This is a genomic window from Algoriphagus machipongonensis (assembly GCF_000166275.1).
Classification (GTDB): domain Bacteria; phylum Bacteroidota; class Bacteroidia; order Cytophagales; family Cyclobacteriaceae; genus Algoriphagus; species Algoriphagus machipongonensis.
The window spans coordinates 4230394-4244543 of record NZ_CM001023.1 but is presented as its reverse complement, the minus strand read 5'-3'; the positions used below and the strand labels follow the sequence as shown (position 1 = coordinate 4244543).

At 38.8% G+C, this 14150-nt stretch carries 10 protein-coding genes and 1 other RNA gene; 6 read left to right on the top strand and 5 right to left on the bottom strand.

Translation table 11 applies throughout. The features are described from left to right. Positions 1 to 21: 21 nt before the first annotated feature. Entirely contained in the window at positions 22 to 1512 is a 1491-nt protein-coding gene (locus ALPR1_RS17875) for a DUF5687 family protein (RefSeq protein WP_008202797.1), read from the top strand. Next, the gene (locus ALPR1_RS17870) at positions 1509 to 2204 is read left to right on the top strand and encodes an ABC transporter ATP-binding protein (RefSeq protein WP_008202796.1); all 696 of its coding nucleotides are present in this window, start codon (positions 1509 to 1511) and stop codon (positions 2202 to 2204) included. The genes ALPR1_RS17875 and ALPR1_RS17870 overlap by 4 nt, the downstream gene beginning before the upstream one ends. Positions 2205 to 2271: 67 nt before the next feature. Here the strand turns inward: ALPR1_RS17870 and ALPR1_RS17865 are convergent, their stop codons facing one another. From ALPR1_RS17865 to ALPR1_RS17850, 4 genes are all read right to left on the bottom strand, one after another. Next, on the bottom strand, positions 2272 to 3705 hold the full coding sequence (locus ALPR1_RS17865; protein WP_008202794.1) for a TolC family protein: 1434 nt from the start codon (positions 3703 to 3705) through the stop codon (positions 2272 to 2274). 8 nt (positions 3706 to 3713) lie between these two features. Beyond that, positions 3714 to 6866: an efflux RND transporter permease subunit gene (locus ALPR1_RS17860; RefSeq protein WP_008202791.1), complete on the bottom strand. Its 3153-nt coding sequence runs from the start codon at positions 6864 to 6866 to the stop codon at positions 3714 to 3716. Between the two features lie 24 nt (positions 6867 to 6890). Then, the gene (locus tag ALPR1_RS17855; RefSeq protein ID WP_008202790.1) at positions 6891 to 7976 is read right to left on the bottom strand and encodes an efflux RND transporter periplasmic adaptor subunit; all 1086 of its coding nucleotides are present in this window, start codon (positions 7974 to 7976) and stop codon (positions 6891 to 6893) included. Between the two features lie 156 nt (positions 7977 to 8132). Continuing rightward, positions 8133 to 8549, bottom strand: a complete 417-nt coding sequence (locus ALPR1_RS17850) for a hypothetical protein (protein ID WP_008202789.1) — start codon at positions 8547 to 8549, stop codon at positions 8133 to 8135. Positions 8550 to 8956: 407 nt separating this feature from the next. Between ALPR1_RS17850 and ALPR1_RS17845 the strand changes: the two genes are divergently transcribed. The 3 genes from ALPR1_RS17845 to ALPR1_RS17835 all read left to right on the top strand — a co-directional run bounded on the left by ALPR1_RS17845 (position 8957) and on the right by ALPR1_RS17835 (position 12288). After that, a complete protein-coding gene (locus ALPR1_RS17845) occupies positions 8957 to 9382 on the top strand; it encodes a cupin domain-containing protein (RefSeq protein WP_008202788.1) in 426 nt (141 codons plus the stop codon). A gap of 374 nt (positions 9383 to 9756) precedes the next feature. Beyond that, positions 9757 to 10806: a metallophosphoesterase gene (locus ALPR1_RS17840; RefSeq protein ID WP_237701594.1), complete on the top strand. Its 1050-nt coding sequence runs from the start codon at positions 9757 to 9759 to the stop codon at positions 10804 to 10806. Positions 10807 to 11025: 219 nt separating this feature from the next. Next, positions 11026 to 12288 carry a prolyl oligopeptidase family serine peptidase gene (locus ALPR1_RS17835; RefSeq protein ID WP_008202786.1) on the top strand — a complete coding sequence of 421 codons (1263 nt, stop codon included), beginning with the start codon at positions 11026 to 11028 and terminating at the stop codon, positions 12286 to 12288. Between the two features lie 88 nt (positions 12289 to 12376). Here the strand turns inward: ALPR1_RS17835 and ssrA are convergent. Beyond that, positions 12377 to 12778, bottom strand: a transfer-messenger RNA (tmRNA) gene (gene ssrA, locus ALPR1_RS20595). Between the two features lie 183 nt (positions 12779 to 12961). Between ssrA and ALPR1_RS17830 the strand changes: the two genes are divergently transcribed. Further along, positions 12962 to 14107, top strand: coding sequence for a DNA polymerase III subunit gamma/tau (locus ALPR1_RS17830; protein WP_040302985.1), 1146 nt, complete (start codon positions 12962 to 12964; stop codon positions 14105 to 14107). Positions 14108 to 14150 lie beyond the last annotated feature (43 nt).

Sequence of the window (14150 nt, the reverse complement as noted above, 5' to 3'; positions counted from 1 at the left end):
GTTTTATACAAATCCAGTTTTATGATTTTTGAACTGATCCGATTACAATTCCTTAAAAGCCTAAGGTCCACTTCCTTTGCCAAATCTATTTTGATTACCCTATTTCTGGGGTTCCTTGCTTTGCTTTTATTAAGCTATGTGCTTATTGCAGGAATTTTTCTTGAGAAGATTATTCTCGCTATGACTGGGGAAGGTGATGCCTTAACTCTTTTGAATCAAGGCTTGATCTTCTTTTTCCTCATGGAGTTTATGTACCGGTATTTTCTTCAAACCTTACCGGTAATTGATTTAGAAAGTCTCCTTCATTTACCGATAGGGAAAAGAAAAATTATCCATATGCTATTGGTTAGGTCGTTTATCTCCCCGATTAGCATTATCGCTATATTACTGTTTCTGCCTTTCGGAATACAAGTGATTTTACCTGAAATGGGAGCTGCCTCACTGGTGTTTTGGATCGGGACGATTTTGACGACAAGCTGGTTTTTGCACTGGTTAATGCTATGGTTCAAGCAACGCTTTGAAGATAGTTTGACAGGAGTTCTGATCGTGTTTGCGGTTCTTTTATTGGGAGGAGGATCTACCTATTTAGGTTGGTTTAACGTAGGTGAGATTACAGGTCCGTTTTATTCTTTGTCACTTTCCAGCCCAATTCCTTTGTTGATCATGGGAGTATTGATGGTGGTTTCTTATTACTTGGCTTATAGCTATTATTTGAAAAATGCCTATTTGGAAGATTTGGCCAAGGAAGAGGAAGCCCGATTTGTAAATAAGAGTTTCGGTTTCTTTTCAAGGTTTGGCCTAGCTGGGGAAATGGCAAACTTAGAATGGATGCTAATTATCAGACATAAGAAAAGTAGGACCTTTTTAATGTTAAGTGCTTTCTTTTTACTTTATGGACTGATTTTTTATACTAACCCTCAATATCAGACTGAAGGAGGAGGATTTAGCTTCATCTTCATATTTGTAGGTGTATTTATTACCGGAATATTTATGATTCAGTATGGACAGCTTTTTCTGAGCTGGAATTCTGGAAATTTTGACTTCTTTTTAAATCACAAGGAAGGTATAGAAGCCTTGGTAAAAGGGAAGTACCTACTTTTAATTTGCGTGTCTTTCCTATGCTTTATGCTTTCAGTCCCTTATGTATACTTTGGCTGGAAGTTCCTTTTGATTCATTTGGCCACATGGCTCTTTAACATTGGTATTTCTATTCATGTAATCATTTATTTGGCCCTTTGGAAACCAAAACCTATGGATTTGAATAAAGGAGCCATGTTTAATTATGAGGGAGTAGGAGCTGCGCAATTTTTAATGATCATTCCTATCGTTGGACTTCCTTATTTAATATACAGTCCTCTGGCGATATACTTTAATGAGTATGTTGGATTAGCAACTCTGGGAGTCTTAGGGGTAGCTGGCCTGTTGGCATTTAAAAAGCTAGCAGCAATCAACATTCGCCGAATTTTAACTAATAAATACGAAATTTCATCTTCATTCCGTCAAGAATTATGATTCAAGTAAGTAACCTTAAAAAACAATATAAAGAAGCTGTTGTCCTTGATGTACCTCAATTAGAAATACCCAACTCAGAGTGTTTTGGTTTGGTAGGAAATAACGGTGCGGGAAAGACGACATTATTTAGAGTGATGCTCGATTTAGTAAGAGCCACAGAGGGTAGCGTATTTATCAATGAGCAAGATGTAAGTAAGAGTGAGGATTGGAAGAAGAGCACGGGAGCTTTTTTAGATGAGCATATGCTTTTGGCTTATCTAACTCCCGATGAATATTTCAAGACTTTGATGAAAGTTTATGGCTTATCTGAGGCAGATCTTCAAAATCACTTGGATAAGTTTACAGACTTATTCAATGAGGAGATTTTAGGAAAGAAAAAATACATCAGAGACCTATCTAAAGGTAATTTGAAAAAAGTGGGAATTGCAGCAGCATTGATGGGAAATCCAGAAGTGGTGTTTTTAGATGAACCCTTTGAAAACTTGGATCCAAGCTCTCAGATTCGACTGAAAAAATTGATTTTGGAAGAAAAAGAAAAGTCCAATGTCACCTTTTTGATTTCCAGTCATGATTTGAATCATGTAACTGAGATTTGTGATCGAATCGTCTTGTTAGAAAAAGGTAAAATCATCAATGACTTGAGAGACAAATCTGCGATGATGCAGGAATTGGATAGTTACTTTAAAGGTTAAAAAAAAAAGCCCTTCAGGATTGCCTGAAGGGTTTTCTAATTAAAAGAGCCTATTATAAATCATCAAATTATCTCCAGCCTCCGCCAAGGGCTTGATAAATATTCACCTTGGCATTCATCTGTTTCATTTTAGTCTCTACTAAGTCAAATCTTGCTTCCAAGGCATCTCTTTGAGTTAATAAAACTTCCATATAATCAGCTCTCGCATTTTTGAATAGTTCATTTGAAATATCTATTGACTCGGTCAAAGCACTCACTTGTTGAGTCCTTAATCGATAACTTTTTTCCAGATTCTGAATATTAGAAAGTTGGTTTACTACTTCCACATAGGCGTTCAGAATGGTTTGTTCATAGTTATAAATAGCCTGAATCTGTTTTGCATTCGCGCCGATATAATTTGCTTTGATTGCGTTTCTATTGATCAATGGAGCTGTTAATTCTCCTGCCAATGAATAAATCAAGGATTCAGGGCTGGTAAATAGATAAGAACCTTTAAAAGCATTGAATCCTACTCCTGCAGTGATTCTAAGCGAAGGGTAAAATTCAGCTTTCGCAACTTGTACATCAATTTTTGCAGCTTCAAGTTCCAGTTCTGCCTGTCGTATATCAGGTCTGTTAGCCAACAATTGAGAAGGGATACCAGACTGAACCAAATCAGGAATTAAATCTGTAAACTCTCGGTGATCCCGAGCAACGTGTTGGGGGTACCTTCCCACGAGGAAGTTAATTCGGTTTTCCGTTTCGACGATTTTTTGCTGGATGTCAAATTGAAGGCTTTTGGTGTCTAAGACCTGAGCCTCAAATCGCCTAACAGCTAATTCAGTGACCCGAGCAGCTTCCTTTTGATATTTGACAATGTCCAGGGCATTGGTTTGGATTTCGATATTTTGCTGTATGATTTCCAACTGATTGTCTAATGCCAAAAGCTCATAATAGGATCGGGAAATTTCAGAGATCAAATTGGTAACCATGAAGTTTTTGCCCTCAATGCTAGCCAAGTACCTGGTTAATGCAGCTTTTTTTGCATTTCTCAGTTTTTTCCAAATATCCACTTCCCATGTGGCATTAGCACCTAACATGTAATCTTGAAGTGGTTCAGGCATTTCTTCTCCCGGTTTGATTTCAGTATTGGCATCATTGGCGCCCTGGCTAGTATACCTTCCTACCTTGTCCACTCCTGCACCAGCACCTATATCCACTGAAGGAAGGATTTCGCCTTTACGTGCTCTCACTTCGGTTTGGGCAAATTGAATTTCCTGCAATGTGATATTCAATTCCTGATTATTATTTAAGGCTGTGTCTATTAAAGCTTTGAGATAAGGGTCTTTAAAATAGTCTTGCCAAGCAATAGTTGCACTTGTGGTAGTATCCTGAGAGCCATTAAAGCTCTCAGGTACTTGATTATTCACATCTTTTTGTGCCAATTCTGGGGTTTTACAGGAGCTGACTATCATAGCCATTCCTGCTGCCATAAGGCCTATATTTATTATTTTCTTAAGCATGATTGAGGTCAATTTTGTTCTGATAATGGACTTTCGTCTTCATTTTTAATCAAGTGACGACCATCAGCCAATTTGCCAAATATGTAATAAAGGCCTGGGACAATGATCACTCCGAAAATGGTTCCGAAAAGCATTCCTCCCATCGCTGAAGCACCGATGGTTCTGTTACCAATTGCACCTGCTCCAGTTGCCATAATCAAAGGAATCAAACCAGCGATGAAGGCGAAGGAAGTCATCAAAATAGGTCGGAAACGTACTTTTGCTCCTTCTATCGCAGCTTCGAGTATGCTTAATCCTTCTTGACGTTTCTGCACCGCAAATTCCACAATCAATACGGCGTTTTTACCTAATAGACCGACCAGCATGATGAGTCCAATCTGAGCGTAAATATCATTTTGAAGCCCCATGCCTTTCAGCAACAAGAAGGAACCAAATACACCTACAGGAAGTGAGAAAACCACGGCCAGAGGTATAATAAAGCTCTCGTATTGTGCTGCAAGCACGAAATACACAAAGACTAATACAATGATGAAAATATAAAGAGACTCATTTCCACGGTTAGATTCATCGTAGGATAAACCTTCCCAAGCAATATCATAACCTTTTGGCAATGTGGTAGCGGCTACTTCCCGAATAGCAGCGATAGCATCTGCTGTGGTGTACCCTTTTGCCGGTAAACCACGGATAGCTGCGGAGTTGTACATGTTATATCGAGTGACCTCATTGGGTCCTTGAGTTTTCTTTAAGGTCATAAAGGCCGAATAAGGTACCATTTCACCGCTTTCATTCTTCACATAAAGTTTCAGTACATCAGATGGTAACCTTCTGAATTTTGGATCGGACTGAACATAAACTTTAAAGAATCTACCAAATTTGATAAAACCTTGTTCGTATGTACTACCAATCAGAATATTTAGGTTTTCCATCGCTTTACCAATTGAAACTCCTTTCTGCATTGCAAGATCATTATTGATCTCTAGCTCATATTGTGGATAGTTAGCCGCGAAGAAAGTAAACAAACCAGTCAACTCTTTCCGCTTTCCTAAGTCTTCCATGAACTGTTTGTTGACTTTGTCAAATTCTTGATAATCAGTAGTCGTATTTTGATCCAATAACCTCATGGAGAAACCACCAGAAGAACCAAATCCTGGAATTGCAGGTGGTTCGAAATATTCAACTACCGCACCTAAACCTTTGGATTTTTCTTCTAATTCTTCCATGATCTCTGTTACAGTATGCTCTCTTTCTGACCAAGGCTTTAAGTTGATCAAGCAGGTACCGGCATTAGATCCACGACCTTCCGTCATAATCTCATAACCTGCCAAAGATGAAACAGATTCTACCCCATCGATTTCTTCACAGATTTTCTGAAGTTTTTGAGATACTTGGTTTGTTCTCTCCAAAGTAGCTCCAGGAGGGGTTTGAATAATGGCATAAATAGTTCCTTGATCCTCACTTGGAATAAATCCAGAAGGAAGGATTTCGCTTTCATAGAAAATTCCTGCGCAGAAGGCTAATAAAATCCCAAAAGTCAACCATCTTCTATTGACAATGGATTTCAGGACATTGACATATTTGCCAGTTAATTTATCAAAACCACTATTGAAGCTATCTAATGCTTTGGTAAGGAAATTCCTTTTTTTCTCGTGTCCATGATGATTTTTCAATAGCATGGCACATAATACCGGCGTCAAGGTCAAAGCAATAATTGCTGAAATCACAATGGAACTCGCCATGGTAATCGAGAATTGTCGATAGAAAGTACCTACAGGTCCTGACATAAAGGAAATGGGCAGGAATACAGATACCATTACAGCCGTAATAGCGATAATTGCTCCACTGATTTCTCCCAAAACTCTTTTCACAGCTTGATAAGGAGTCAGATGGGGAAAATCTTCCATTTTGGCATGAACTGCCTCTACCACTACGATCGCATCATCGACCACAATACCAATCGCTAATACTAGTGCGAATAAGGTGACCAGGTTGATCGAAAGTCCGAAAAACTGGATGACAAAGAAGGCTCCAATCAGAGATACAGGCACTGCCAGAATCGGGATTAAGGTTGATCGCCAGTCTCCAAGGAAAATGAATACTACAATTGCAACCAAAATAAAAGCATCTCGAAGCGTATGGATTACTTGCTCAATAGAAGCATCAAGGAATTTGGAAACATCATAGCTGATTTTGTAATCTAGCCCAGGAGGGAACTTGGTTTTCATATCCTCCAACTTGGCTTTTACTTCTGCAATAACATCACTGGCATTACTGCCATAGTTTTGCTTGAGGACAATTGCCGCGGAAGGATGTCCGTCTAGGTTGGAGTAAATATCGAAGAATTCACTACCCAACTCTACTTTTCCTATGTCTTTAAGCCTGATTTTTTCACCTGCAGAATTGGCTCTGACGATTACATTTTCGTATTGCTCTGGTTCATTATATCGACCTTTATAGGTTAATACATACTCGAGAGATTGTGCTTCTATACCAGAACTTCGACCAATTCTACCTGGTCTCCCTACGATGCTCTGCTCTTGCAAAGCTTCCATGACTTCGTCAACTGAGATGTCATAAGCTCGCATTCTGTCTGGATCTAACCAAACACGCATAGCGTATCTTCTACTACCTAAAATTTGAGATCTTGCAACCCCTTTGATCCGGTTGAGTTCCGGAATCATTTGAACGTTTGCGTAGTTATAGAGGAATTTTTCATCCATTCGTTGATCCTTCGCATAGAGGTTGACATACATCAACATACTAGGTTGGATAGGAGTGATGACCACACCTTCCCTTTGGACTAACTCAGGTAAGAGGGGCATGACTTGATCCACCCTCGTCTTGACTCGAATAACCGCTTGGTTTGGATCCGTTCCAGGTTCGAAAATAACTCTTAACGTGGCCTCTCCAGCACTAGTGGCATCTGTGGCCATATAGCGCATACCTTGCACCCCATTGATTGAGTTTTCAAGCGTAATTAAGGTTGATTTCACCAGTACATCCGCACTGGAACCAGGGTAAGCAATAAATATATTTACTGTAGTAGGTGCAATTTGAGGGAACTGAGAGATTGGCAGTTGTTTAATAGCCAATGACCCTACAAAAACGATCATGACCGATATTACTATCGCAAATACAGGTCTACGTATGAATTTTTGAAACATGATTTTGTGTTTTTAATTTTCTTATTATTCCGCGTACAGATCCAGTTGCGACAATGCATCCTCTGGTTGCACAAAATCATATTCGATCTCATCGTTTTCTTCTACGAGTCGTAATCCTTCAAGTAATATTTTATCACCTGTTTCAAGTCCAGATTGGACCACGAAAATATGGGGTAGCTCAGCACCAATTACTATTTCTCTTGATTGAATTCTATTTTCTTCATCAAGGACATATACATACTTTTTATCCAATACTTCGAAAGTGGCTTTCTGAGGAATAAGCATCGCATTTGGCATTGGGATGCTCATTTGGATGTTACCGGTTTCTCCATGCCGTAATAGGCCATCTGGGTTTGGGAAAGTCGCTCTAAAGGCAATATTCCCAGTTTCATGATTAAAGTCGGCTTCAATCGTTTCTACCACCCCTTGATGTGGAAACATTTTATGGTTTGCCATCAAAAGATTGACATCCACTTTTGAATCATCTTTTACCTCTGATTTATAATCAAGGTATTCAGCTTCAGGGACGTTATAATACACCCACATTTTACTGTTATCAGAGAAGTTGGATAGTAATTCACCCTCTTCCAAAAGACTTCCTTCTCTCACATGAAATCGATCTATGATACCATCAAATGGGGCTCTGATTTCTGTGAATTGAAGGTGGACATCCGCTAAGGCTAACTCTGCTTTCGCTTTTGCTACTTTTGCTTTGGCCATAGCCAATTCATTGGGTGCCACGATATTTCTATCAGCAAGAGATTTGGTGTTTTGATACTCTATTTCAGCAAAATCTGCTTCTGCTTGAGCCTTTTCTCTTTCTGCCTCATAAAGCTTAGGCATGATCTTAAAGAGCAATTGGCCTTTTTTTACAAATTGCCCCTCGTCAACATAAATTTTTTCTAAATATCCTCGTTCCTGAGCTCTTAACTCAATATGCTGGATCGAGTGGACTTGAGAGACATATTCTTTGGTCAGTGTGGTGTCCATTTGAAGAGGACTTGTGACCAAAAATGTTTCTTTTTCTTCGTGTTTTTCTTCTCCATGCGTAGAGCAACCTGTCTGAGAAAACAGCGCACACGCACCTAAAATCATGAGATAATTTTTCATAATAGGTTTCTTTTAAATGTAATTCCAAGTGAGGTTCCTTTAGCCTGTGTGAATAATAAAACACAGGATAATGTGCATTTAAACCTTGTTAAATGCGGTTTTCAGTAAAGGATAACTGTAATGAGGTTTGGAAGAATTTACTTCCTGCAAAAAGTATTATATAGTAAACACCTGGTTTTCTAGGTGTATACGATAGGGGCTTATTTTTGAAAAATGTTTTGTAAGAAATAAACTTGGTTTAATGTACTCGGTCAATATCCCTAAAATCTGGGTGCAAAAAATTGCCGAGAAGTAGAGACTGTTCTCTACATACTTTTTAAAAGAAATGAGAAAATCTTCTTCCTCCTCCTCGATGTCTGTCGCATCAATTTTAAGTGAATTTCCAGACTTTGGAGCAAGAATATGAATATGCTCAGAAAAATTTGCGCCAGTTTGAATGTCTTGCGCTTTTAGTACTGAACTGGAAGGGACATAATCCGACCCTTCTGCGAATGCATGAGCGTATAGTTGATTGTACCCACTGGAAAGCAGGATACAAAGAGAAAGAATAAATCTTGTTATCAACTTCATCATCAAGCTGCGAATTAAAATATTCTTTGGTAATCTTCCAAATAAATGGAGTTAAATCCTCATAAATGAAAACTAATTTGAAAGAGCTATTTATAAAAGATTCTCATTAGCCCCACTTTGGGATTCCAGTTTAAAAATCAATATTTTGTATCAATTGGTTCCGTCCTTTAACAATATTTTAGAGAACTAGTCATTTTATTGCTTTTCTTGTTAATGTTGATAGAATGGAAAATTTGGCCTATACATCCATTTATTGAGTTTTTTGAAGATGAGACCTGATTTACTGTTGGGGCGGAACCAAAGTAAATTTGGTAGTAAAGAAAATTCTAACTTATTAAAATTTAAGGTGGTAGATTTAAAAATACCACGTCTTGGGACAGATTATTCTATTTAAATTAATTTTAAAAAAAATGAAAAATATTTTTTTACTAGGTCTTTTTATTGGGTTGTTCTCTTGTGAAAAGGTGGATGCCAGTGGGGAAATAGAGGTAATTAAATTGGTAGAATCATCTACGAGTTGGAATGGAGACAAACTTCCTTCCTACCCAGAAAAAGAACCGAAACTCTCTATTCTAAAATTCACTATTCCTCCCAATACTAAAATGCAGATGCATAAACATCTGGCGATTAATGCGGGAGTTTTAGTAAAAGGGGAGTTGATGGTAATCAGTGAATATGCAGACACCTTATTTTTGAAAGAGGGAGATCCGATTGTGGAGCTTTACGATACCTGGCATTTTGGAGAAAACTTGGGCTCGGTTCCCGCTGAAATTATTGTTTTTTACGCGGGGGAGGAGGGGACGCCGATTACTATCCTAAAAAATGAAGAGGAATGAATTAAGGCAAGCTAGAAAGAGATCATTAATCTACTCCATGAAAAACCATTGAATAAATAGTAAACCCATTCATATCCTGATTCGTTATTTGAATAATATTACAAATCCGTAAGTCCGAATACCCAACATGAGGCTTGCTTTTATCCCCTCTAAATCAATATTCTATTTTGGTTCCTGTCCTGATTCGCATTCTGATTTTCTTGTTTTTCGTTTTTCTAATTGATTGGTATTCCTACCAAGCATTTAAAACGCTATTTCGGGACCAAAACTGGGTGAAGATTGTCTATTGGACCTTTTCTATTTCGGTTTACCTTTTTGTTGCTTATGGTTTCCTCACTTTTAACCGGGCTAGTCTCAGTCTGAACTTTGGGAGAATGATCTCACTCTTGGTTTTATCTTTAATTCCAAAACTGATCATTCTAGGACTTATGTTTGGGGAAGACCTTGTGCGAATTGTTACCGGCGTTTTTCAATCTGTAAGTGGAAATAGCGAAGGTGATTTCCTTCCGGATCGAAGAAAATTTATTAGTCAAACAGCATTAGTTCTTTCGGCAATTCCATTTTTAGGAGTTTTGCATGGAGTTATTGTTGGTAAATATCGGTATCGAGTCGTCAATCATACGCTAGAGTTTGATGACCTACCTGAGGAGTTTGATGGATTTACCATTACCCAGATTTCAGATATTCATTCTGGAAGTTTTGATAATAAGAAAAAGCTGGAATACGGAGTTGATCTTATTAACCAACAGGAATCGGATGTGATTCTTTTCACAGGAGACCTGGTCAATAATCACTCAAAAGAAATGGAACCTTGGATCGACACCTTTAAAAAGTTAAAGGCACCTATGGGAAAGTATTCCATCTTGGGAAATCATGATTATGGGGATTATATGTCCTGGCCAAATAAGGAAGCAAAAGAGTCAAATATGCAACGCCTTTACGAAATCCAGGAGGAACTAGGTTTTAAGCTACTTCGCAATGAAAACGTAAAGCTTCAAAAACCTGCCCTGAGCGGAGTCGAAGGGGCCAAAGCAAGCATTGATTTGATTGGAGTGGAGAATTGGGGAAAAGGATTTGCACAATATGGCGATTTGCCAAAAGCAGTAGCAAATCTCAGCGATCAAAGTTTTAAAATCTTAATGAGTCATGATCCCTCACACTTTGATGAAGAAGTAAAAAAGTTTTCTCAATTCATTCACCTCACCCTGAGTGGTCATACCCATGGCATGCAGTTTGGTATAGAGATTCCCGGATTTATCAAATGGAGTCCGGCCTCACTTCGCTACCCAAAATGGGCGGGTTTGTATGAGGAGCTAGGTCGTTACCTGCATGTCAACCGTGGATTTGGATTTTTAGCCTTTCCTGGGCGAGTAGGTATCTGGCCGGAAATCACTGTATTGAAGTTGAAAAGAAAAAAGGCTTAGGATACGGTGATTATTGAATTGCTACAATTAGGCTTGGTTGGCAGCTTTTGAATTAAAAATTTCAGTTAAAAAAATCCACTTTATAGTTTTTGATCAGCTAATTCACCTAGAAACGAGAGATGTTTCAACTGCAAAAAGGAATCTAAATTAGATTTTGGAATAATCATTAAATGAACCAAAGGGATTATTATATTAATGATTCATTTAAAAAAATGAATTATGAACAATAGACCCTTACTCCTCCTTAGCCTCTTTATGATCCTTGCATCTTCTGGGGTGTATGCACAAAATTCCTACACGCTTGTTGTGGAAGGCTTTGATTGGGGACCTGCCGTAAATAAAGTAGTACTCTCCAATAGCAATTCAGATCTGAGTACTGATCCATCCGATTATCAAGTATTTGCTACAAGAAGTTCAGACTTATCAGAAACTCCCATTAATCCTGCAAAAGGGGAGAGAACTGTACTCTCAGCCTACAAATCAGATGCAAAAGGGAATCGTGCTGTAGATGGAAGCCATGTAACACTTAATCTTTCTGTAGCTCCAAATCTTCCTTTAGGTTCACCTTTTCAATACATGCGTTCCTATGGCAATGTCTGGGTAGATTACAAATTGTCTGTTACAAATACTGCAACGCTTGAAGTTTGGAATAAGGAAGCGGATCGAGTGATGCCATTGATTGATGAATTTGATCTAAATGGAAAATTCACTGCCAATCAAGTGGATCTTACTTATGCTTCATTTACTCCTGAAACAGATCAAGAAGATGTTCCATTGATTATTTGGTTGCATGGTGGAGGAGAAGGAGGAACGGATACTACCATTCCACTTTTAGGAAACAGGGCCGCCAATTATGCCTCTGATGAAATTCAAGATTACTTTGGAGGAGCTTATGTCATGGTTCCACAAACTCCAACGCGCTGGATGGATAGTGGAGAAGGTTCTACTAGTGGTGAAAAAGATGATATCTATTTTGAAGCATTAAAGGCCATGTTTGATGATTTTATAGCCAAGCATCCCAATGTAGATCAGGATAGGATTTATGTGGGTGGATGTAGTAATGGAGGGTATATGGGCTTAAAGCTCATCCTGGAATATCCTGATTATTTTGCAGGAGGCTATATAAGTGCCCTTGCCTATCGAGGGGCTTATTTATCTGATGAGCAGGCAAAAAGTATTAAAGACGTTCCGATTTGGTTTGTTCATTCCAAGGATGATTCTACGACCGTAGCAGATCAGACGGTGTTACCGGTATATGACAAACTAATCAAAGCAGGAGCAAAAGATGTTCACTTGACATTTTATGACCATGTAGTGGATATTACAGGTTTGCTGGGGGGTGAAGATTACCACTATCCTGGACATTGGTCCTGGATCTATTCCCATGCAAATTTGAGCCAAACCGATTTTGATGGAAAACCGGTGAAAGTAAATGGAGTTTCCGTGACGATCATGCAGTGGTTGGCAGGGCAATCCAATTGACATAAACATGGAATAGGGACTAGATAAACAAGCCAATCTAGGCCCTTAAAAAAAATAAACCCTCTGGAGAGAAAATCCAGAGGGTTTTTTGTGGAGCTGGCGAGATTCGAACTCGCGTCCAGATAAGGAAACAACGTACCGTCTACATGCTTAGTCACCTGTTAGATTTTCGACCGAGATATGCTGGATGACACACCTTGTCACGGCTTAGCTATTGATCTTAGGTCTGCTTAATAGCATCACAAACCGCAACCCGATCAAGTCGACACCTCAAATCCACCCGGATCAGGCAACGGGTGGTGAGATGTGGCCGGGGAATTCCGCTTCGAAACTCAACCCTTTAAGCAATCTATCCTAAAAGGTTAGATTAGGCAGCCATGGCGTAAGTATTTTCGCCAATTATAGTTCGTATGAATCTTTCAAGGCCGTACATACTCCAGCCTGCATGCGAGCCCGATCTTTACACTTACTGTCAATACCGGTCAGCCCCATTTGTATTAGGATGACAAAAGTAATGGATTTTTGGTTCCAAGCGGTATTTGTTTTTTGATATTCACATCACCTGAATAAAAATTTAAATTTCTTGGATTGGTTATCAATATTTTATCAGTTTTTATCAGAGATTGAAGCGATTTGGGCTTCCTGAATATGGAGTTTTTTATATCTTGCGGTGATGGAAAACTTCGTCGTTTCGGCAAGAAAATACAGACCCGCAGATTTTAAGAGTGTTGTAGGCCAAGAGCATATCACAACCACTCTCAAAAATGCGATCAAAAATAATCACTTAGCACAGGCTTTTCTTTTTTGTGGCCCACGTGGGGTGGGTAAAACTACCTGTGCCCGAATCCTTGCCAAGACCATCAACTGTGAAAATCGTCAAGATGATCAGGAGGCCTGCGGTGAATGTGAATCCTGCGTTTCTTTTAAAAATAACAGTTCGTTTAACATCTACGAACTGGATGCGGCTTCCAATAACTCGGTAGATGATATCAGGAACCTGGTAGATCAGGTCAGGTATGCTCCTCAAAAAGGACAATACAAAGTATATATCATTGATGAGGTGCACATGCTTTCCAATCAGGCATTCAATGCTTTTTTGAAAACATTAGAGGAACCTCCAAAATATGCGATCTTTATTCTAGCGACTACAGAGAAGCATAAGATCATACCCACGATCCTTTCCCGTTGTCAGATTTTTGATTTCAACCGAATTCAAATTGATCATATTTCCAATCATCTGAAATATATCGCTGAGAAGGAATCTGTTGATTTTGAAGAGGAAGCACTACGATTAATTGCTACCAAAGCAGATGGCGCCCTTCGGGATGCCTTGTCAATCTTCGATTTGATTGTTACCTATTCCGCAGGGAAAAAGGTGACTTATCATGAGACTATAGACAACCTGCACATCTTGGATTATGATTATTATTTCAAGGTGGTAGATGCATTGATTGAAGAAGACCTATCAAAAGTGCTGCTCATCTTTGATGAAATTCTTAAAAAAGGATTTGATGGGCATAATTTCATAGTAGGCTTATCGGAGCATTTCAGAGATTTATTGGTTGCGAAAGATCCTGCAACAGTAGAGTTGATTCAGGTATCTGAAAATGCCAAACAGAGATATTTGCAGCAAACTGAAGCAGCAAGTACTTCCTTCTTATTATCTGCCTTGAATATTGCCAACCAATGTGATATTCATTATAAAACAGCTAAAAACCAACGTTTACATGTGGAGCTGGCTTTGATGAAAATGTCAAAACTACCTCAAGCATTCAAGTTGGCGAATTTGGCTGCTGAGGAAGCAAAAAAAAAAGCCTGAATAAGCCAGCGGTAACTAGTACTTCCGAAGCTGATTCCAAACC